We start from the raw sequence: 18,877 nt of genomic DNA on the forward strand, positions 1-18,877 counted from the left end.
AAACGGGCAGTGGCAGTATCAAAGAGTGACCAGCGAGACGAGGCGGGGAAGCCGAGTAACCGAATGACCGGAAGACAGCTTGAGCCTGATACGTATTGGACTTGCTCTCTCGCTATAGTAGCCACTGCAAGTCATTGCACGCCTGATCGACCGACAGCTATCCGATCAGTCTGTGAATCGTTTCAGTGGCTACTATTGCTCTCGCGGGAGATATCGGTTATAATTCCGTCGACGATCGTTTGGACTCGATCGACGGCAGCATCCCGATTCGTCGTCGTCCCCGTGTGTATCCCTTGCTTGAGAAGAAAGAGTATGTGATCTGCCGTGAGTTCGGGATCGACTGGCCGAAACTGCTCGAGTTCGATTCCGGCGCGGAGTATCCGGGTGACTGTGTCCCGGAGTCGGTCCTCTACCATCGTGGTTTTCCTGCGAAAGTCGGTATCCCACGTCGCGTGGGCCCACAGTTCGACGAAAATCCGAGAGATCGCCGTCTCGATATCCGACGGCGGGGAAAACATGGCCTGCTCGACCTGTGCCGGCTTCGGATGCAGTATCTGACCGACGAACTCTCGGAGCTCCGCTTGCGCGTCAGTAATCGGCTTCTCGGTCCGTTGGTCGAGGAATATTTCGACGAAGACATCGAGCATCGAGAGTAAGAGATCGTCCTTGCTATCGAAGTAGTGATATATAAGTGATGGGTTCTGCCCCAACTCTTCACCGATATCTTTGATGGAGAGGTCCGCGTATCCGTGTTTGACAAGCGCGCGAAATGCGGCTTCTCTAATTCGTTGTTCAGTTTCGGGATGGCGGCCCATTGTACTCGTATGGCGGATGTAGGTTCATAAGCCATCCTCTCTCGTCGTCACTGAACTCGTCTCAACGACTGCAGGACAGACAGCGTCGATCAGAGGTCCGACCCGTCCTCGAGCACGCCGTCTACTGGTATAACGCCAGAAATCACACGCAGTCGTGGGGTCCACAGCGACGGTGAACGCCGACGTGTCCGTCCGCTCCCTATTTAATATAGCGATTATTAGTTTATTGAGGTGGAGGGGACGCAGCCGTCGGATAACAACCGGCAGCCCCGGACGGCCGTTTCAGTCGCTAGAACGCGGGACCACAGCTAGCTACTCACGATCGTCTGCATTCGCGGACGCTTCCTTACCGTGACCCAATTCAGGACGGGTCCTGATGCCTGATCTTTTCGGCGGTCATCCCCGGTACCGGCGTCCCGCAGTCCTTGCACTTCCAGGTCGGCGTCGCCGTTCCGGACTCCTTCTCGAGGTCCTGTTTGAACTCGAGGCGTGCGCCACACGCACACCGGTAGGTGGTTCGGCTCATGGCGGAACCGATTCTCTCGAAGCGCAAAAACGATTTGCCGAGAGAGCGTCGTCGGCTGACGTGGGGCTCGAGTTCCTGTCGCTGTGAAATCCGGCCATCAAAACGAGCTGGATGCACTGACAGAGACCCTGGAATTCGAGGACGGTTCAGCCGCCTCAACCCCCCGGGTTCATCCGTCGTGAGGCATTCTTCGCAGCTCGACTCGAGGCCCTGCGTAGTTCGGCATGAGGGTGGCCGACGGTCGACGCGCTCGAGCCTCGATCAGTTCAGTCGTATCGTCCGGGAACATCGCTGTCAAGGAATCTGGGGCCGTCAGTGGGAGATGAATGCCAGACAGACACCGAATTCGGATCGAAACCGCGGCGACGGGACGGAATCCACCGGAACTCGCGGCCGTCCATCACGAGGCGCCATCCGACGATTGGCTCGTCTTTTGTCACGGCCTCCGGAGCGATAAATCCGGCAGCTACGAGCAGCGATCTCGCCGTGCGGTCGCGGCCGGCTACAACGCGGTTCGATTCGATTGTCGCGGCTGCGGTGAATCGAACGGTGAGTTCGTCGAGTCGACGCTCGAGGCTCGATTGACCGATCTCCGTCGCGTCATCGACTACTTCGACCTCGACTCGTACGCCCTGTTCGGCTCGAGTTTCGGCGGGAAAGTCGCGTTCCACGCCGGAGCAGCCAATGACCGAGTCGAAGCGATCGCTACGCGAGCGCCGGTGACGACTACTGAGACGTTCGACGAGTATCGTGCGACGGTCGAACGTGAGGGCGAGATCATCTTCGACACCGGCGAGCGCCTCGACCGGCGGTTCTTCGATCACCTCGAGCGGTATCCGTTCGACGACGTCGCGTCGACGCTATCGGTTCCGGTCGCAATCTTCCACGGCGGGGATGACGGAGTCGTCGACCCGGCAGACAGCTTCGAGGCCGCACAGCGACTGGGGAACGATGTCCTCGTAGAGCGATTCGCGGGCGAAGGCCACCGATTTTCGCGGGCCGGCGAGGATCGGTTGCTCGAGCGGTTGTTCGGCTGGCTCGAGTGGGCGGTCGACCGCCCCTGAGGACGGCTCGGTTCCTCTCTGAACTGGACTATAAACTACATTCCGATATACAAAAATCCACGTTCGAGCGAACGCCGCTCGCTACGAGTGCCGGTTCTTGCCGGACTCAATTCCGGACTGCATGAACTGTGCCAGGATGCGGCCGATACTGCTCCCGGCCCTCCACATCGCTTCTTCGGCGACGGTATCGCCGGCCGTCGCAACTGCTAACAGGACGGTGCTGTCGTCGACCATGAGCGTTTGGCCGGCGAAATCGGCCGGATTGTCTTCGCCCATCCCGATCACGGTAATGGGACTGTCGGCGAACCGCTCTCGTCCCGATTCCTCGGCCGTGAGACGGTGACGGCTACTCCCGCCGCTGCCCGCTCTCGGAGCGTCGTTTCGATCGTCTCGGACAGCAAGTTCTCCGACGGCGCGACGAAGACGGCGCTCGAGTCGGCCGATTCGAGCAGCTCTGCGACCCGGTCGTCGATCGGATACGCGTTCCTCGCGAGTATCCTCGTCCTGCCGAGTTGCTCGCGGTCTGGGCGATGAACACTGGCGACATCGGTACGGACGCGGACGCTGACACCGCCTGAGCACGCCGAGCTCTCGTTGGTAGCCGCGACGAGTTCAGGAGTCTTTTCTCACCCAGAAAAACCGGACCGCTTTTCATAGTTATACCGAAACGAACAACTATACCAGTGAGTGAGGACACCGACTTGTCGACGCTGCTCGCGGTGCTCGACGACGAGTACGCACGTGAAATCCTCACCCATACGAGCGTCGAACCCATGTCTGCCAGTACCCTGAGCGAACGGTGTGACGCCTCCCTCCCGACGATCTATCGGCGACTCGACCGACTCGAGGAGTGTCACCTCGTTACCGAAGAGACGGAACTCGCGCCGGACGGCAACCACTACAGCGTCTACAGTGCGAACCTCGACCGGCTGGAACTGTCGCTGGACGAGGGCTCGTTCTCTCTGGAGCTGACCTACCGCGAGGAAGACGTCGCTGACAAGTTCACGCGTATGTGGGAGGGGATGCGATGAGTCGGAACGTCGTGCGGGTCGACGAGGCGACGGTGTTCGAGCTGTTGACCGTCGCGAGTCTCTTCCTCGTCGCGCTCTTCGGGACGCTCATCGCCTATCAGGCCTACCGTGGGTACCGCCGGAACGGCGCCCGCTCCATGCTGTATCTCGCGCTCGGGCTCCTCTTGTTGACGCTGTTCCCGTTCCTGCTCAACGTCGTGGTCACGACGCTGGTCGATCCCGAGCAGGTCGTCATCGCGCTACTCGAGAACGTGAGTCGGCTGCTCGGTCTGGTTGCCATCACCTATTCGTTGTACGGTCATCATTGACGGCACCGTGGAGGGTACGGTCACCATTGATGGGCAGCGCCGAGAGTACGGTCACCAGTAGCGGACGACAGTACCGTCGAGAAGCGAATCGGGCCAACGGAATATCAGTACCGCGAGCGTCGGGAGCGGGCCGAAGCGATCCACCGACGGTCGAAACCTGCCGGCAGCGAGAAGGGTCGGCCGACGCAACGCGGTCCCGCGAGAGGGGGATCGCAGGACTGCGTGGGACGTGCGTCGCGACCCCGGGATGATCGGATTCGGGAACGCACGGGGGACCACCAAGGCGTGTGGGGATGGCCTCTCTCGTCCCCCGTGCGTTCGTGACAGTGCCATCGTATTAGTGATACGAGTGCGTTTTCTGGGTCGGAAAATACGGCATGCTTTTCGGATCGGAAACGACCGTGTCCCCCGGCCTCGGTGTCCCTTTCCGGAGCTTTCTTCCAGATCGACAGCGTCGATCCACTATGCACTATCTCGCGGGAACCGACTCCGTCCACACGACGGCGGCGATCTGTGACTATCTCGACGAGCGAGCGACGGGCGACGACACCGTGACCGCGATCGCGGTCGTTCCGCCCGACGACCCGATGGCGCGTCGCGACGGCGACGAAGCGCTGAACGTGGCTCCCGTTCGACTCGCGACCGTCGGTAACGTCGCGACCGAGCGTCGATCCGGTCCCCCCGCGGACACGCTCGCCGAGGCAGCGAGGGAGTTGGATGTCGACGAAATCGTCATCGGCGCACACGGCGGCGATCCCGATGCGACCCGCGCCCTCGGCTCGACCGCACGACGGGTCCTCGAGGACGCGAACCGACCGGTTGTCGTCGTTCCGATCCCCGAATTCTGAGCTCGAGCGGTTCGGGCGAGACCGGTGAAATACACCGATTCCGGACGGTAACGAATGCCTACTTAATTCGCTGGTAGATGACGGTTCGGACGATGAGTGACTCGATACCGTTATTCGAAATTCCGTGGGATCAGCGGGACGTGGCCAACGCCGTCGACTCGATCACTCGAGGCAGCTACTGGGCGAATGGGCCGTACGTCGAGGCGTTCGAAGCGGGTCTCGAGGAGTATCTCGGCGTCGAACACGCGGTGACGGTTAGTTCGGGAACGACCGCACTGGTTGCCGCGCTGACCGCTCACGGCGTCGGCGAGGGCGACGAGGTGATCGTCCCCTCGTTTACGTTCATCGCGACGGCGAACGCCGTTCGGCAGACTGGTGCGCGCCCGGTGTTCGCGGACATTCAGCGCGCGGCCTACGGGCTCGACCCGGACGCCGTCGCCGACGCGATTTCCGACGACACGGCCGCGATCGTTCCCATCCACCCCTACGGTGCCGCCTGTGAAATCGACGCGCTCACCGAGCTGGCCGCCGACGCCGATATCCCGCTGATCGAGGACGCGGCCGAGGCGTTCGGGGCCGATTACGAGGGCAAACTCCTGGGGACGTTCGGGGAATCCGCAGCGTTGAGCTTCTGCCAGAACAAGATCCTTCCGACGGGCGAGGGCGGTGCTGTCGTCACCGACGACGACGGGATCGCCCGTCGGGTCAAACGGTATCGATCTCACGGTCGTGCGTCCGACGAGTACTTCCAGTCGGTCGACAGCGGCGAGTACGTCGGCGTCGGGACGAACGTCCGAATGTCCGATCTCGTCGCGAGCATCGGTTGCGCCCAACTCGAGAAGGTGGAGGCTAACATCACCGGTCGACGACGTGCGGCCGAACAGCTGTCGACGGGACTCGCCGGCGTTTCCGGCGTCGAACCGCACACGGCCGCCGGTCGCGGCCGGCACGTCTTTCAGCTGTATACGGTCACGCTCGAGGCGGATATCGATCGATCGGTCGTTATCGACACCCTGACCGAGCGAGAGATCGCGTCGAAAGTCTACTGGGAACCCGCCGCCCACCAGACGGAGGCCTACAGCGAGGAGAACGGCGAGTCGGCGTCGCTGCCGGTTACCGAGGACGTGGCCGGTCGCGTGCTCTCCCTCCCGATTCATCCCGAGTTGCGCTCCGCGGAGGTCGATCGGATCGTCGCCGGCGTCAGCGCGGGCATCGAACGCGGACGGTCTACTGCGCCGCGTCTCGAGGCTCGGGACGCCCGGCCGAAGTGAGATGACGGGTCGAAGTGAGACGCCGGGTCGAAATGAATTCGATCGCCGCTCGAGCGGTTCGATCGTTCCGGCCGATTCGAACCGAAACCGTGTCCGTTGGCGGCCGTTTTGCTATCAAAACGTATCCATAACAAAGGGGTACCGTCAGGGTAGACTGAACAAGCCGTGTCGGCGTCGGTGTCCGACCGACCACGGACGGCAGTCGATAACGCAACCATGAGATGGCCAGTCACAGCAGACGAAGGGATGTCGATCCGCGACGCGATGGCCCGGATCGATCGCTCCGGATCGGGAGGTATCGTCGTCGTCGACGAGGAGAATCGGCTCGTCGGGACCGCGACGAACGACCGTCTCAGACGGAAACTTCGTTCGGGGATCGCACTGGAGACGCCGCTGTCGGCCGTCGTTGACGACGATCCGACCGTCCTCGATGCGGACGAAACGAGTCGTCGGATCGGCGGACTGCCGAGTTCGAAGACTGAGGCCGATCGAAACGGGTCCGCGGCGAGTGGGGATCGACCCGACGCGACGGCGGGGGATCGGACCGGCACTGCAACGACGGGAGACCGGATCGGATTCGCGATGGAACGTGACCGGACCGGCTCCAGCGTGGTCCCGGTCGTCGACGGGGACGGCGGCGTCGACGTGGCCGCGATGGCCGACGACGACCGACCGCACGACGGGGGAATCGATCCGACTGCCGTCCAGACGGTCCTCGTGGTCGGCGGTGCGGGGTATCTGGGATCCGTTCTCTGCCGACAACTGCTCGACGACGGGTTCGACGTCCGCGTGCTCGATCCGCTGTTGTACGGTGATTCCGGAATCGCCGACCTCCTCGAGCGCGACCGATTTTCGGTGATCCAGGGCGACGCTCGATCGGTCGAGACGGTCATCGACGCGGTCGCGGGAGTCGACGCCGTCGTCCACCTCGGCGGCATCGTCGGCGATCCCGCCTCCGAACTCGATCCGCGGAAGACCCTCGAGTACAACTATCACTCGACGCAGTTGCTGGCGTCGCTGTGCAAGTACTATCAGATCAATCGCTTCCTGTTCGCGTCCTCCTGTAGCGTCTACGGGCGGGCCGAAGCCGACCACGGGAACTGCACCGAAGACGCGCCGCTCAACCCCGTCTCGCTGTACGCCCGGTTGAAGATCCAGTCCGAACAAGTACTTCGTTCCTTCGCCGATGGGAACTTCTCGCCGACGATTCTCCGGATGGCGACGGTCTACGGTTGCTCGCCCAGAATGCGATTCGATCTCGTCGGGAACGTGCTGCCCGCCAAGGCCTACCACGAGGGAGTCATTCCCGTCTTCGGCGGCGATCAGTATCGGCCGAACGTCCACGTCAACGACGCCGCACGCGCCTACGTCGACTGCCTGACTGCGCCCATCGAGGACGTCGGGGATACCGTCTTCAACGTCGGATCGACGCGACAGAACTACCGGATCGACGAACTCGCGACGATCGTCTCCGACTGCTTCCCCGACGCCACGATCGAGTATCACGACGATCGGACGGACGACCGAAGTTACCGGGTCGCCTTCGATCGGATCGCCGACGTGCTCGGCTATGAGGCCGACATGACCGTCCGCGATCACTGTCAGGAGCTCCGGACCGCGTTCGAATCCGGCGAGTTCACCGACTACACCGCTGATCACTACAACAACTGTGCGTCCCTCGAGGGACTCGATGAGTTCGAACGGACGACGGCGGTTCCCGACCACCACGAGCCTCCTACGCAGGAGACGCTGCCCTCCACGGGCGTGTGACGGGCTCGAGAGCCACTCGAGACGTGCGTTCTACTGCTGTCCACAACACCTGTAGCACCGTCGAATCGATCGAGAGGCCAGGCGAGTGGAAATCTATTGATGGAGCAGCCGAGCCCAGAACGAGAATCCCGTCTAGAAGGGGAACAGCGAGTCGGCCTCGAGGTCGCGCTCGATGAGTTCGATCTCGTGGCCGTCCTGGTCGGTCGTGAACGCGTACATGTTGTCACAGCTCTCGGGATCGCGGTAGTCCGCGGCCTCCCGCACCATGAGCTGATCCCAGTCCTCCTCGAGGTCGTCGATGCGGAGACAGAGGTGACCCCAGGCGTCGCCCATCTCGTAGCTGCGGCCGTCGTAGTTGTACGTGAGTTCGACGGACATCGCCTCGGGGGCGGCGTCTTCGGGTTCGACGAAGTAGTTCGCGAAGGTGTCGGCCTCCCAGCGGCCGACCTCGTCGTACTCGAACTTTCGGGTCCAGAAGCCCAGCGCCTCGTCGGCGTCCTCGACGCGGATCATGGTGTGATCGAGCGACCACAGCGCGCCCTGATCGCGCTGGACGATCTCGATCTCGTGTCCGTCGGGGTCTTTCACGAACGCGTACCGGCCGCCACAGGACTCGGGATCGCGGTAGTCCTCGACGCCCTCGTCCATCAGTTGCTGGTAGTACGCTTCGAGTTCGCCCTCCGGAACCCGGACCGCGATGTGGCCCCAGGCGTCGCCCACCTCGGGCTCCTCGCCTTCGTTATGGGTGATTTCGAGCATCGCCCCGTCCTCGTGCATCGTTTCCGGCCCGAGGTAGACGATGGTGAAGCCGTCGCCCTCGAAGCGATCTTTCTCCTCGTACTCGAGGTGCGTCTGATACCACTCGAGCGATTCCTCGAGGTCAGCGACGCGGATCATCGTGTGATCGAGCGTTCCGTCCATACGCGAACGGACACCTGCGCGCTCCAAAAAATTGGCGAAGGCGGCGGTCTAGCCGGACCGCTCAGGCGAATCGGCGTCGACCTCGGCGTCTCGTTCGGCGAGGTCGGCGGCCGGGCTCGTCGGGACCGGCTCGAGCCCCTTCCGGTCGGCGTCGAGTCTCGAGAGGCCGACGACGAGTCCGACGAGGGCGACGACGCCGAGCGGCAGGAAGACGATCGGGGGCACGCCGAGGTAGCCGTTGAGCAGGTAACAGCCGACGACCACGCCGAAGACGGTCAAGGCGTAGGGCAGTTGCGTTCGGACGTGGTCGATCAGGTCAGCCCCGCTGAACGTCGCCGAGAGCACCGTCGTGTCGGATATCGGTGAGGCGTGATCGCCGAAGATCGCGCCGGAGAAGACGGCACCGACGGCGACCGGAACCAGTTCGAATCCGGTCCCGAACTCGTAGGCGACCCGGATGGCGATGGGCGTCACGAGTCCCATCGTCGCCCACGACGACCCCATGGTGAACGCAACGAACGCGGCGACGAGCAGGATGAGAACGGGGAGCAACTCCGCCGTGATGTACGGTTCGGCGACGCTCGCGACGAATTCGCCGGTTCCGAGCGTCTCCGCGACGCTGCTGATCGTCCATGCGAGCACGAGGATCGTCACTGCCGTCAGCATGATACCGAAGCCGTCGATGACGGTATCGACGCCGTCGCCGATATCGAACAGGCCGTAGGCCAGTCCGATCGCGATCGCGGTCACGACCATGGCGAACGAGCCCCAGATCAGCGCCGTCGCGAAGTTTCCCGCGCCGACGATGTCGATGAGAACTTGCGTCAGTCCCGCGTCATTCGCGGCGGCACCGAACGCCGTCGGCGCTCCCGCCTCGGCCTGGCTCGAAAGCCACGACTGGTACCCGGTCCAGAACGCTCTTCCGAGCGTCACCGCGATCAGGACGACGACGGGCGCGAAAAAGGTTCGAAGCATCGGACGGTCGCCAATCGGTACACCCAGATCTTCCTCGACCTTCTGGAGCGGCTGTGCGCCCTCGCGGTTGACCGCCCCCGTCGTCCGCGAGCGGTGTTCGGCGTCCAGCATCTCGCCGTAGTCTCGACCGGTGTAGACGACGATCCCGACCATGACGATCGCCAGCAGTGCGTAGGTGTTGTAGGGAATCGAGCCCACGAACGTCGCGAACGCCGTCGGTGCCTCGCTCGCGACACCCATGTCCTCGTACGCGCTGCTGATCAGCGACAGCTGAAACGCGACCCAACTCGAGATGCCCAGCGTCGCGACGGGCGCGGCCGTCGAGTCGACGATGTACGCGAGCTTCTCGCGGGAGACCCGAAGCTCGTCGGATATCTCGCGCATCGTACTCCCGACGATGGCCGTGTTGGCGTAGTCGTCGAAGAACATGGCAAGTCCCAGGCCCCACGTGGTCAGCCCGACGGCCCGCTGGGACTCGAGGCGCTCGGTCGCCCACCGGCGGACGGCGATCGCGCCGCCGAGCCGCCAGATGAGCGCGACACCCGAGCCCAACAGGAGCGTAAAGAGGAGGATCTGGACGTGAAAGCCGTCGTCGACGATGATCGCGCTGACGATCCAGTCGAAGGTCTGTGCGATGCCGATGCCCCCGGTGTGGATGATCGCCCCCGACCAGATGCCCAGAAACAGGGAGAGCATCGGCCGACGGGTTACGATCGCGAGGACGATCGCGAGCAACGGCGGCACGAGCGAGAGCGCCCCGGAATCGATCAGCTGCGTGAACCACCCGAAATCAACCATAGCTACCTAGTCTTGGGGCCGCCGGATATTTTTCACCGTTCCGATTCGAATATTGTCTAACAAATATCAGTATGGTTCGAAAGCCCACAGAGGCGTGTGATTGGCCCGGATTCAATCATCGTATAAATGAGTGGTTTTTGGAATGATACGCCTTCCAGCCAGTACAAACTACGAACAAAGGGTGGTGAACGCCGACCACGCCCGACACAGCAGTACTATGTCGAAGACCGCAGAACGTACTACCGCCGCAGAATCAGCTTCAGTACGTCCTCGTCCTCGAGGACGTGATCTTTCCCGACCTGCTGTTGATCGTGGGCCGCGCTGGGGCCGGTGACCCGGGCGAAGCGGAATCGCTCTTCCATCTCGCCGCCGAGTTTCTCGATGGCCTCGCCGACGGTTGTTCCCCGCTGGACGACGAGCGGCTCCTCCCAATCGATGCCGCGGCCGGGTTTCTCCATGTAGACACGGATGAGACCGAGTCGCTCCCAGATTCGATCCTTGAGCACGTCGAGGCCCTTCTCCTCCTCGGCGCTGATGAACGTCACTTCCTCGGGGTCTAAGTCGCGCTGGCGCAACTCCTCGTCGACCGTCTCCTTGTAGCCGGGGTCGATCAGATCGACCTTGTTGACGCAGGTGATCGAGGGAATGTACTCCCGATTGTCCATCAGCCCGTCGACCAGCCGGTCGATGGAGACGTTCTCTTGCAGGTTGACGACGGCGTTGACGTAGCCGTGCTCGCGGATGACCTGCTTGATCGTCTCTTCGTCTAGGTCCTGGTCGGTGCTCGAGGTGATCTTGATACCGTCTTTGATCTTCGGCCGGACCGTGACCTGCGGGGGCTCCTGATCGACGCGGATGTTGATGTCGTAGAGCTCCTCCTGGAGCCGGTCGTACTGCTCGATCTCGAACACCGAGAGCATGTAGATGATGAGGTCGGCGTTTCGGACGACCGCCAGCACCTGCTGACCGCCGCCTTTGCCCGCCGCCGCGCCCTCGATCAGCCCCGGCACGTCGAGCAGCTGGATGTTCGCGCCGCGGTGGTTGAGCATCCCCGGGTTGACGTCCAGCGTCGTGAACTCGTAGGAGCCGGTTTCACTCTCGGCGTTGGTCAGGGAGTTCAGCAGCGACGACTTGCCGACACTCGGGAACCCCACCAGCGCGACCGTCGCGTCGCCGTGCTTCTCGACGGAATACCCGCCGCCGCCGCCCGATCCGGACTGCTGCGTTTCGAGTTTCTCTTTCTTCTCCGCGAGCTTCGACTTCAGCCGGCCGATGTGGGCCTCCGTCGACTTGTTGTAGGGCGTATTGGCTATTTCGTCCTCGATTTCCTCGATTTCATCCTCGAGCCCCATTTGTCAGTATGCAACCGGTCGCGCCGAAAAACCCTTTCGAGACACGCGTTGAAGCACGCAAAGCGATGGCGTCCGGACGAGCCCCGCCGCGCTCGGTCCGACTCGAACGACCACAGCGACCAGGCCAGGGCGTTCCCGGACTTGCCGTCGACCTGAACACTCGTTTCCTCAATTGCGTTCCGTTCGCCAAGGTTGTGTTAGCTATACCGTTCTGTGATGCATCTGTCATCGTATGCGACGGCGAGAGTACGTTACGGCAGTGGGGAGTAGCGTGGGTGCTATCGCGACGACGGGGGTCGGGGGTGCGCAGACGGGCACCCTCGAGCGAGTCGTCCCGGCGGAGCGCACGACGGCCGTCCGACCCGGCGACGGAATCGGGTTCGAAATCGCGGCGACCCCGGGAGTTGAACCGCGGGCGACCGACTGGCAGGTCGACGGATCGAACGAGCCTGACGTCACACCGGCGGATCCGTTCTATAGTTACACGTACGTCACGGGGAACCCGGCGGCCTCCGGTCAGTTCGACGAGTCAGGGACGTACGAGGTCGGCGTGACCGTCGACGGAACGACGATCACCTGGTTGGTCGAGGTCACCGAGAGCGCGCCGGCGCCACCGAGCGTCGACGTGACCTGCGATCCGGGACCGGACGCCACGATCACGGTGCGCGACGACATCGAAGTGACCGCGTCGTTGGCCGACGAATCCGGGGCGCTGCGACGGCTCTTCTGGCAGGAAGGGCGCAACGCAACGTACGTCGACAGCACTTCGCTGTCGGGGGCGACGGCGACAGTCACGTACGCGATATCCGGTCGCGACGCGATCTGGTTCATCGGCGGCTATCCGATGATGGCGTGGGTCGCCTGTCGCGACGGCCGACTGTCGGTCGCCCGCACCAAGGGGCCGTCGATCGCCGCGTTCCGCGACGTCACGATCACCGGGACGAACGCGCCGGTCCGAGCGGGTGACGATCTCACCGTCGACGCAGAAATCGCGATCGACGGGGACTCCACCTACCACGCGTTCGTCGAGGCGGTGCCGGAGCTGATCGTCGGCCACGACCCTACGCACGTCGACAGCGAAACGGTCGAGGTGTTCGCGGGGAACAGCGAGACGGTCCAACTCGCGTTCACGACGGCAACCGTGCGCAACACGCAGACGTTCCCCGTTCGCGTCGAGACACGTCACGCAGCATCGGAGACCGACGTCACCGTCATCGGAACCGACGACGCCGAGAGTCACGGCCACCTCGAGGTGACCGGCCTCGAGACGAACGCACCCGTGACGGGTGGAGAATGGCTCGAGGTGACAGCCACGCTCGAAAACACCGCCGACGGGCCGGCCAGCCGGGACGTCAAACTCGTCGTTGGGGACGACCCGACGACGGTCGACACGCAGGGGGTGATCGTCGGCGCTGGCGAGACGACGACCGTCACGCTGGGGTATGAAACCTATCCCGTCGAGAACGACGACGAGTTCCCCGTCTACGTGGAGACGAGCGATGATACGGCCACACAGCCGGTGCTCGTCTACGGCCGCAACGGGGACGATACCGGCGACGGTGGGGAACGGGACGAGGCGACGTTTGCGGTTTCGATTACCGGGACGAACGCGCCGGTGACCGGTGGCGAGTGGCTCTCGGTGACTGCCGTCGTCGAGAACGTGGGGAGCGAACCCGGCAGACACGACGTCCAGCTCGTCGTGGGCCACTCGCCGGAGGTCGTCGATACGCTCCGCGTGAGCCTCAATCCCGGCCAATCCCAGCGGCTCTCGCTCGGCTACGAAACCTACCCCGTGGCCAACGACGACACCTTCCCGATCGTCGTTCGGTCGCCACACGCGAGCGACGAGCGAATCGTGACGGTCCACGGAACGGGCTGACACTGGTACCGATCACCATGGCTCGACACTCGAGCGGGGCCGCCAGATACCGGGCTACGCTTCTCTGCCGAAGGATCATGCACGGACCACCCTCACCTGAAATCATTACCAATACCAACGAACTTCGACACACATAAGCGGTGCGCGAGGAATGAGTTCCCTATGACAAACGCGTCGCAGCTGCGTGACAGTACCCAGATCGTCCTCCCCCGGGAGACGCTCGAGGGCCTCGAAGCGCAGCTCGACGATGAGTTTACGGTCTCCGTCGTCTCGGACGGCGAGGACCACTGCCGAATCATCGGCAGTCCCGTCGAAATCAAAGCCGCGAGCGACTTTCTCGCTCGCCACGGCATCAGCGTCCGCTAACTCGTCGGCGTCAAGCGGTCGTCGTCTCACGCTCTGCAGCCCGTCTCGGACTCATTCCGCGAGAATCGGACCGAGCTACCGCTCCGGATGCGTCGGCGCGTCGAATCCGCCGCGGACGAGCGGCTTCGCGACGTGTCGGCGCGCACACGGCGGCACCTCGTACCACCCCGGCTCGAGATCGCGCTCGAGCGATCGGTTCGCTTTCCCCGCAGCGTCAGTCCCGCAGTCCCTGCAGCGATAGCCCTGATTTCTGCCGGCGCTCTCCATCGTTCGCTCGCAGCCGGGACAGATCGGTGTGACCCGTTCGGTCCGCACGAGGTCGCGGATGGCGAACTTCTCGAGTTTGAGCGTTCCGTCGGACACCTCGCCGCAGGCGGTGATCCGGTCGCCGACGCGCAATGCTCGCACGCGATTCCGAAAGCGCTTCGTCGGTTCGAACGCGGCGCACGCGAGTCGGTTCGCCGATTCGTCACCGGTCGTCTCGTCAGTGGCTGCACCGTCGTTAATCGCATTGTCGTTGGCCGCACCGTCGTTAGTCGCATTGTCGTTGGCCGCACCGTCGCTGACCACATCGCCATCGATCGGCGACTCGAGAGTAACGAATACGTGTCCGCCGCGCCGCGTCTCGGGCTCGCTCGCGACCCGGCCTTCGAGCCGGTAGGCTCGACCGTCCGCGACGTCTCCGATCGCGCCGTCTTGCAGGTGAACGTCGGTCCCCTGATTGGTCACGAAGCGCTGGGTGGTGGCGACGGGTTCGCTCTCGATTCGGTCGGCGACGGCCCGGACGGCGTCCGTCTCGTCGCCGCGGATCCCGTACAGGATCGGGCCGGGCGTGTGAGGGACGCAGACGGTCTCGTTCTCGTCGCGGTCGACCGTGTCCCACACGTCGGGATAGCCCCACTCCGCTGCTGTGAAGACGCTCTCGTGGTTGACCTCGCGAGGCGTCCCCCAGCGCTCGGGTTCGCGGTAGGCGATGTACTCGTCGGTCCACTCACCCAGTGCCGTCCACGCGCCGATCGCGGCCAGCGCGCCGATCCGCCCGCGGCCGTCGCCGGCGTGCCACGACTGATAGCCGTGTCGGTCGATCAGGGCCGCGGCGTCGGAAATCTCGAGGTGGTCCCGGATCGCCGCGTGTGTGAATCGACTCACGTCGTCTGCGGGAACGGCTTCGTCCGGATCGTGAGCCGCCACGACCAGTCCAGGATTCGTCCGCTCGTCGTCGGTTTCGGAACGCGCCTCGAGTCGCTCGCGAGCGATCTCGAAGGCGCGGTCGGGGTCGCATTCGGTGTGAATCGCGAGCGCGGCGTTCCCCCGCGTTTTGTACTCGACGGCGGGATTGAGCCGGACGAGGAGCAGCCTCGAGACGGTCGCCAAGTCAGCTTTCTGGAGCCGGTCTGCGATCTCTCTGGCGACGTACGTCGTACACATGCCTCGCTCGCGCGAGTCGGTATCGTCGATCCCGACGACGGTCATCGCCCGTGCTTGCACGCCAGTCGAGTAACGCCTTTCGGGATCCCCGTCACCGCAGTCGCGCAATCACCTATATAAGTATACTCCCGATACGACCCGCAATCGCGACACGGGACACGGACATCCCGGGGAAAATGTCTTATAGGAGGAATCGCTTACAACCCCGTATGTCCCGCTCCGCACTTGTCGGTAACGTGACCGCGATGTTAGAGGACGCGGGATTCATGGTGAGTGATCGGTGTGCGATCCGACCGAAGAGTTTCGATATCGCCGCACGACGCGGTGAGGACCTTGTCCTCGTCAAGATTCTCGCGAACATCGACGCGTTCAACCGGGCGACCGGCCAGGAGATGCGACGCCTGGGAACCTACCTCAATGCGACGCCCCTGGTTATCGGCCTGCGCAGCCGCGACGAAGATCTGAAACCCGACGTCGTCTACTTCCGACACGGCGTCCCCGTCTTCAGCCCCGATACGGCGTATAACCTGTTCATCGAGGAAGTCCCGCCGCTGATCTACGCCGCCCCCGGCGGCCTCTATGTCAATATCGACGGCGACCTGCTGGCCGACGAGCGCGAGGACCGCGACTGGAGCCTCGGCCAACTCGCCAGCGAACTCGGCGTCTCCCGGCGGACAGTCTCAAAGTACGAGGACGGCATGAACGCCTCCGTCGAAGTCGCGATGACGCTCGAGGAGATGTTCGATGCCCCGCTTACGAGCCCCGTCGACGTCCTCGAGGGCGCAGACGATGTCCACGAGAGCGAGGCGACGCCGGACGATCCCGACGCGGATCCGGACGACGAACAGGTGGTCGCCGTTCTTACGAGGGCCGGCTACAGCGTCCATCCGACGGCACGGTCGCCGTTTACGGCCGTCAGCGAGGACGAAGACGACAGCGACATCGTGCTGACCGGCCACTCAAAGTTCACGAAGGCCGCGGAGAAACGCGCCCGGATCATGAGTTCGATCGGCCAGGTCACGCGCACGCAATCCGTTTACGTCGTCGACCGAGCGAAACAGGAGTCCGTCGACGGCACTGCTCTGGTCGAGCGCGACGAACTCGCGACGTTCCGGAACACCGACGAACTCCGGGACGTCATTCGAGAGCGCTCCGAGTACGAAGAAGCGGCCTGATCCGACCGATAACACTCACGACGGACGACAGTTTTTCGAATGCTGACCGCGAGGAACGCCTATGGAGAGGCAATGGACTGTCGAAATTGTCAGTCGTCACCGTGCGCTCCTCGTTCTCACCCTCGCAGTTTTCGGACTCGTCTTCAATTCCGGGACGACCGTTACGACGGCGGCCGATGCAGCAGTATTCGTCGGCATCTACGTTGTTGGCGGCTACCTCGTGTTCACGGTATTCAGCCTGTTTTCGAACCGATTCTGGTGGGAATAGTAATCGCTAGGCTCGTTAGTCTCGCTGACTGCGAAGAATGAACTGCGGTCACCTTTCGGCCTTCAGGCTGCGCCGTTTCCGTACGTTTCCTCGAGGTATGCGACGATATCGTCGCTCTCGCTCATCCCGTCGACGTCGTTCGCTTCGTCGACGATGACGGGGACGCCGGTCTGTCCGCTGACGTCCTCGACTTCGGTGCGCTCGGCGTGCGAGCGCGGCACCTCGATGGTATCGTACTCGAGTTCGAGGTCGTCGAGCTTCGATCGGACCTTCGCACAGAACGGACAGCCGGGAAGATCGTACATCGTGATGTCTGCCATACGGGCGTATTGCCACGGAAGACGTATTATCCCACCGGTCGACCGGGCGGTTGCCGGAACCGAGGGTTCCGAGGGCCCTGCGGTCAGATCGGGAAGAACAGCCGTCGCCGACGGAGAGCGGCAGTCGACGCTAGAACGAGACCATTCCGGCGTCGACGGCGAAGAAGACGGCGAAATAGAGGATGAACGCGACGGCGAGTATCCACTGTCCGACGGAGATGTCTTCGGTTTCACCCGTCGCGGCTTTGACGAGCGGGTAGCTGATGATCCCGGCGGCGAGTCCGTTCGAGATAGACGCGGTCAGCGGCATGACCGTGATCGTCAGCCCGGCGGAGATCGCCCAGGCCGGATCCTGCCAGTCGATGTCGGTGACACCCTGCAGCATGATGATGCCGACGACGACCAGCGCGAGGTACGATGCGTACTGCGGGATGGCACCGATCAGCGGCACGATGAGCAAGGAGAGCATGAAGAGGAGGCCGACGACGAGAGCGGTGAAGCCGGTTCGCCCGCCCTCCTCGACGCCGGTTGACGATTCGATGTATGTCGTCACCGTGGACGTTCCGACCATCGCACCGAGGGTGGTGCCGATCGCGTCGGCCATCAGCGGCTTCTCGATTTCAGGGAGGTCACCGTCCTCGTTGAGGAATCCGCCGATCTGTGAGACACCGATGAGGGTCCCGGCCGTATCGAAGAAGTCGACGAAGAAGAACGTGAAGACGACCAGCGTGAACACGAGCGGGTCGTCGGTGATCATCCCGAGGCCGTCGACGAAGCCGGCGGCCAGCGGCGTGAAGTCGTACTGGACGTTCGCGATCAGGCTTAGGATCCCGTCACTGGAAATCTGATCGTAGGTAGCGGCGGGAACGAGCGTGCCCGGGGAGACGACGTCGGCGACGGTCAGCACCCATCCAGCGACGGCAGTGGTGAGGATTCCGATGACGATCGATCCTCGAATCCCGCGAGCGTGAAGGATAAGCATCAGTGCGAGGCCGACGACCGAAAGCGCTGCGACCGCGCTCGTCGCGACGTTACCCAGCGTGACGAGCGTGTCCGGATGGTCTACGACGATCTGCATCTCCTGAAGTCCCAGAAAGAGCAGGTAGACGCCGATCCCGGCCCCGACCGCGAATTTGACGGGTTCCGGGAACAGTTCGATGATGTACTTCCGCGCGCCGACCGCCGTCAGCGCGATGAAGATAATCCCTTCCACGAAAACAGCCGCGAGCGCGACCTGCCACGGGACCCCGAGGCCGATGACGACCGTGAACGCGAAGAACGCGTTCAGCCCCATCCCGGGCGCGAGGCCGAACGGTCTGTTGGCCCAGAACGCCATGACGAAGATGGCGACCGCCGACGCGAGGATCGTCGCGACGGCGATCATCTGTTGGACTTCGCCGGCATCGTAGCCCTCGAGTGCGATCGCCTCGCTGAGAATGAGCGGATTGACGACGATGATGTACGACATCGCGAGGAACGTCGTTATTCCCGCGACCGTTTCCGTCCCGAGGTCGGTATCGTGTTCGTCGAACCCGAAGTACGTCGCGAGTGTCTCGAATGCCCCCATATTGGATGCTCGAGCATAATAACACCCATTAGTTAAATGTTCTTGTCCGAATCGGCCGGAATTTGGGCACGGGCGTGGATATCACTAATACTCCTACATTTCCACCACTCGATTCCTCGCGGCGGTCGAACGACCGGACGAAATCCTCGCGAGCGGGGCGGGGACTCATCGCGGTTGAAACGGTGCTCCTCGTGA

20 protein-coding genes are annotated in these 18,877 nt (G+C 63.2%); 11 read left to right on the plus strand and 9 right to left on the minus strand.

Annotated features, from left to right (window positions below; translation table 11 throughout):
* Positions 1–182: 182 nt before the first annotated feature.
* The gene (locus tag ACEWFR_RS14735) at positions 183–815 is read right to left on the minus strand and encodes a TetR/AcrR family transcriptional regulator (RefSeq protein WP_374061768.1); all 633 of its coding nucleotides are present in this window, start codon (positions 813–815) and stop codon (positions 183–185) included.
* A 361-nt stretch (positions 816–1,176) separates the two neighbouring features.
* A complete protein-coding gene (locus tag ACEWFR_RS14740; RefSeq protein WP_374061770.1) occupies positions 1,177–1,341 on the minus strand; it encodes a hypothetical protein in 165 nt (54 codons plus the stop codon).
* A gap of 326 nt (positions 1,342–1,667) precedes the next feature.
* Between ACEWFR_RS14740 and ACEWFR_RS14745 the strand changes: the two genes are divergently transcribed.
* Positions 1,668–2,405 (plus strand): alpha/beta hydrolase family protein, encoded by a 738-nt coding sequence (locus ACEWFR_RS14745; RefSeq protein ID WP_374061771.1) that lies wholly within the window; start codon positions 1,668–1,670, stop codon positions 2,403–2,405.
* 81 nt (positions 2,406–2,486) lie between these two features.
* On the opposite strand, the gene ACEWFR_RS14750 is transcribed toward ACEWFR_RS14745, so the two are convergent.
* Positions 2,487–2,639, minus strand: a complete 153-nt coding sequence (locus ACEWFR_RS14750; protein WP_374061772.1) for a hypothetical protein — start codon at positions 2,637–2,639, stop codon at positions 2,487–2,489.
* A 6-nt stretch (positions 2,640–2,645) separates the two neighbouring features.
* Between ACEWFR_RS14750 and ACEWFR_RS14755 the strand changes: the two genes are divergently transcribed.
* From ACEWFR_RS14755 to ACEWFR_RS14780, 6 genes are all read left to right on the plus strand, one after another.
* The gene (locus ACEWFR_RS14755) at positions 2,646–2,939 is read left to right on the plus strand and encodes a hypothetical protein (RefSeq protein WP_374061773.1); all 294 of its coding nucleotides are present in this window, start codon (positions 2,646–2,648) and stop codon (positions 2,937–2,939) included.
* A gap of 149 nt (positions 2,940–3,088) precedes the next feature.
* Positions 3,089–3,436, plus strand: coding sequence for a winged helix-turn-helix domain-containing protein (locus ACEWFR_RS14760; protein ID WP_098726427.1), 348 nt, complete (start codon positions 3,089–3,091; stop codon positions 3,434–3,436).
* Positions 3,433–3,744: a hypothetical protein gene (locus ACEWFR_RS14765; RefSeq protein ID WP_098726428.1), complete on the plus strand. Its 312-nt coding sequence runs from the start codon at positions 3,433–3,435 to the stop codon at positions 3,742–3,744. Before ACEWFR_RS14760 ends, ACEWFR_RS14765 begins: the two co-directional genes overlap by 4 nt.
* Positions 3,745–4,208: 464 nt before the next feature.
* Entirely contained in the window at positions 4,209–4,592 is a 384-nt protein-coding gene (locus ACEWFR_RS14770; protein WP_374061774.1) for a universal stress protein, read from the plus strand.
* A 92-nt stretch (positions 4,593–4,684) separates the two neighbouring features.
* Positions 4,685–5,863 (plus strand): DegT/DnrJ/EryC1/StrS family aminotransferase, encoded by a 1,179-nt coding sequence (locus ACEWFR_RS14775; protein ID WP_374061775.1) that lies wholly within the window; start codon positions 4,685–4,687, stop codon positions 5,861–5,863.
* Positions 5,864–6,079: 216 nt separating this feature from the next.
* Complete coding sequence (locus ACEWFR_RS14780; protein ID WP_374061776.1) at positions 6,080–7,633, plus strand: NAD-dependent epimerase/dehydratase family protein; 1,554 nt, start codon at positions 6,080–6,082, stop codon at positions 7,631–7,633.
* A gap of 132 nt (positions 7,634–7,765) precedes the next feature.
* On the opposite strand, the gene ACEWFR_RS14785 is transcribed toward ACEWFR_RS14780, so the two are convergent.
* From ACEWFR_RS14785 to ACEWFR_RS14795, 3 genes are all read right to left on the minus strand, one after another.
* On the minus strand, positions 7,766–8,554 hold the full coding sequence (locus tag ACEWFR_RS14785) for a VOC family protein (RefSeq protein WP_374061778.1): 789 nt from the start codon (positions 8,552–8,554) through the stop codon (positions 7,766–7,768).
* Between the two features lie 48 nt (positions 8,555–8,602).
* Entirely contained in the window at positions 8,603–10,327 is a 1,725-nt protein-coding gene (locus tag ACEWFR_RS14790; RefSeq protein WP_374061779.1) for a Na+/H+ antiporter NhaC family protein, read from the minus strand.
* A gap of 239 nt (positions 10,328–10,566) precedes the next feature.
* On the minus strand, positions 10,567–11,679 hold the full coding sequence (locus tag ACEWFR_RS14795) for an OBG GTPase family GTP-binding protein (RefSeq protein ID WP_374061780.1): 1,113 nt from the start codon (positions 11,677–11,679) through the stop codon (positions 10,567–10,569).
* Between the two features lie 232 nt (positions 11,680–11,911).
* On the opposite strand from ACEWFR_RS14795, the gene ACEWFR_RS14800 reads away from it, so the two are divergent.
* Both ACEWFR_RS14800 and ACEWFR_RS14805 read left to right on the plus strand, forming a co-directional pair.
* Complete coding sequence (locus tag ACEWFR_RS14800; RefSeq protein ID WP_374061781.1) at positions 11,912–13,558, plus strand: hypothetical protein; 1,647 nt, start codon at positions 11,912–11,914, stop codon at positions 13,556–13,558.
* A 162-nt stretch (positions 13,559–13,720) separates the two neighbouring features.
* The gene (locus tag ACEWFR_RS14805) at positions 13,721–13,924 is read left to right on the plus strand and encodes a hypothetical protein (protein ID WP_098726435.1); all 204 of its coding nucleotides are present in this window, start codon (positions 13,721–13,723) and stop codon (positions 13,922–13,924) included.
* 75 nt (positions 13,925–13,999) lie between these two features.
* Here the strand turns inward: ACEWFR_RS14805 and ACEWFR_RS14810 are convergent, their stop codons facing one another.
* Positions 14,000–15,397: a DUF1743 domain-containing protein gene (locus ACEWFR_RS14810; protein ID WP_374061782.1), complete on the minus strand. Its 1,398-nt coding sequence runs from the start codon at positions 15,395–15,397 to the stop codon at positions 14,000–14,002.
* 164 nt (positions 15,398–15,561) lie between these two features.
* Between ACEWFR_RS14810 and ACEWFR_RS14815 the strand changes: the two genes are divergently transcribed.
* A complete protein-coding gene (locus tag ACEWFR_RS14815; RefSeq protein ID WP_098726437.1) occupies positions 15,562–16,527 on the plus strand; it encodes a transcriptional regulator in 966 nt (321 codons plus the stop codon).
* Between the two features lie 61 nt (positions 16,528–16,588).
* Positions 16,589–16,795, plus strand: a complete 207-nt coding sequence (locus ACEWFR_RS14820) for a hypothetical protein (protein WP_374061783.1) — start codon at positions 16,589–16,591, stop codon at positions 16,793–16,795.
* A 62-nt stretch (positions 16,796–16,857) separates the two neighbouring features.
* On the opposite strand, the gene ACEWFR_RS14825 is transcribed toward ACEWFR_RS14820, so the two are convergent.
* Both ACEWFR_RS14825 and ACEWFR_RS14830 read right to left on the minus strand, forming a co-directional pair.
* Entirely contained in the window at positions 16,858–17,115 is a 258-nt protein-coding gene (locus tag ACEWFR_RS14825; RefSeq protein ID WP_374061784.1) for a glutaredoxin family protein, read from the minus strand.
* A 130-nt stretch (positions 17,116–17,245) separates the two neighbouring features.
* On the minus strand, positions 17,246–18,682 hold the full coding sequence (locus tag ACEWFR_RS14830) for an NCS2 family permease (protein ID WP_374061785.1): 1,437 nt from the start codon (positions 18,680–18,682) through the stop codon (positions 17,246–17,248).
* Positions 18,683–18,877 lie beyond the last annotated feature (195 nt).

It is taken from the genome of Natrinema sp. H-ect4, assembly GCF_041894845.1.
Classification (GTDB): domain Archaea; phylum Halobacteriota; class Halobacteria; order Halobacteriales; family Natrialbaceae; genus Natrinema.

Coding starts and splice junctions, on each gene's coding strand:
- ACEWFR_RS14775 (WP_374061775.1), top strand. CDS start 4,685: ATGAGTGACTCGATACCGTTATTCGAAATTCCGTGGGATCAGCGGGAC.
- ACEWFR_RS14790 (WP_374061779.1), bottom strand. CDS start 10,327: ATGGTTGATTTCGGGTGGTTCACGCAGCTGATCGATTCCGGGGCGCTC.
- ACEWFR_RS14810 (WP_374061782.1), bottom strand. CDS start 15,397: ATGACCGTCGTCGGGATCGACGATACCGACTCGCGCGAGCGAGGCATG.
- ACEWFR_RS14815 (WP_098726437.1), top strand. CDS start 15,562: ATGTCCCGCTCCGCACTTGTCGGTAACGTGACCGCGATGTTAGAGGAC.
- ACEWFR_RS14770 (WP_374061774.1), top strand. CDS start 4,209: ATGCACTATCTCGCGGGAACCGACTCCGTCCACACGACGGCGGCGATC.
- ACEWFR_RS14805 (WP_098726435.1), top strand. CDS start 13,721: ATGACAAACGCGTCGCAGCTGCGTGACAGTACCCAGATCGTCCTCCCC.
- ACEWFR_RS14780 (WP_374061776.1), top strand. CDS start 6,080: ATGAGATGGCCAGTCACAGCAGACGAAGGGATGTCGATCCGCGACGCG.
- ACEWFR_RS14820 (WP_374061783.1), top strand. CDS start 16,589: ATGGAGAGGCAATGGACTGTCGAAATTGTCAGTCGTCACCGTGCGCTC.
- ACEWFR_RS14740 (WP_374061770.1), bottom strand. CDS start 1,341: ATGAGCCGAACCACCTACCGGTGTGCGTGTGGCGCACGCCTCGAGTTC.
- ACEWFR_RS14765 (WP_098726428.1), top strand. CDS start 3,433: ATGAGTCGGAACGTCGTGCGGGTCGACGAGGCGACGGTGTTCGAGCTG.
- ACEWFR_RS14800 (WP_374061781.1), top strand. CDS start 11,912: ATGCGACGGCGAGAGTACGTTACGGCAGTGGGGAGTAGCGTGGGTGCT.
- ACEWFR_RS14825 (WP_374061784.1), bottom strand. CDS start 17,115: ATGGCAGACATCACGATGTACGATCTTCCCGGCTGTCCGTTCTGTGCG.
- ACEWFR_RS14785 (WP_374061778.1), bottom strand. CDS start 8,554: ATGGACGGAACGCTCGATCACACGATGATCCGCGTCGCTGACCTCGAG.
- ACEWFR_RS14830 (WP_374061785.1), bottom strand. CDS start 18,682: ATGGGGGCATTCGAGACACTCGCGACGTACTTCGGGTTCGACGAACAC.
- ACEWFR_RS14795 (WP_374061780.1), bottom strand. CDS start 11,679: ATGGGGCTCGAGGATGAAATCGAGGAAATCGAGGACGAAATAGCCAAT.
- ACEWFR_RS14745 (WP_374061771.1), top strand. CDS start 1,668: ATGCCAGACAGACACCGAATTCGGATCGAAACCGCGGCGACGGGACGG.
- ACEWFR_RS14735 (WP_374061768.1), bottom strand. CDS start 815: ATGGGCCGCCATCCCGAAACTGAACAACGAATTAGAGAAGCCGCATTT.
- ACEWFR_RS14750 (WP_374061772.1), bottom strand. CDS start 2,639: ATGGTCGACGACAGCACCGTCCTGTTAGCAGTTGCGACGGCCGGCGAT.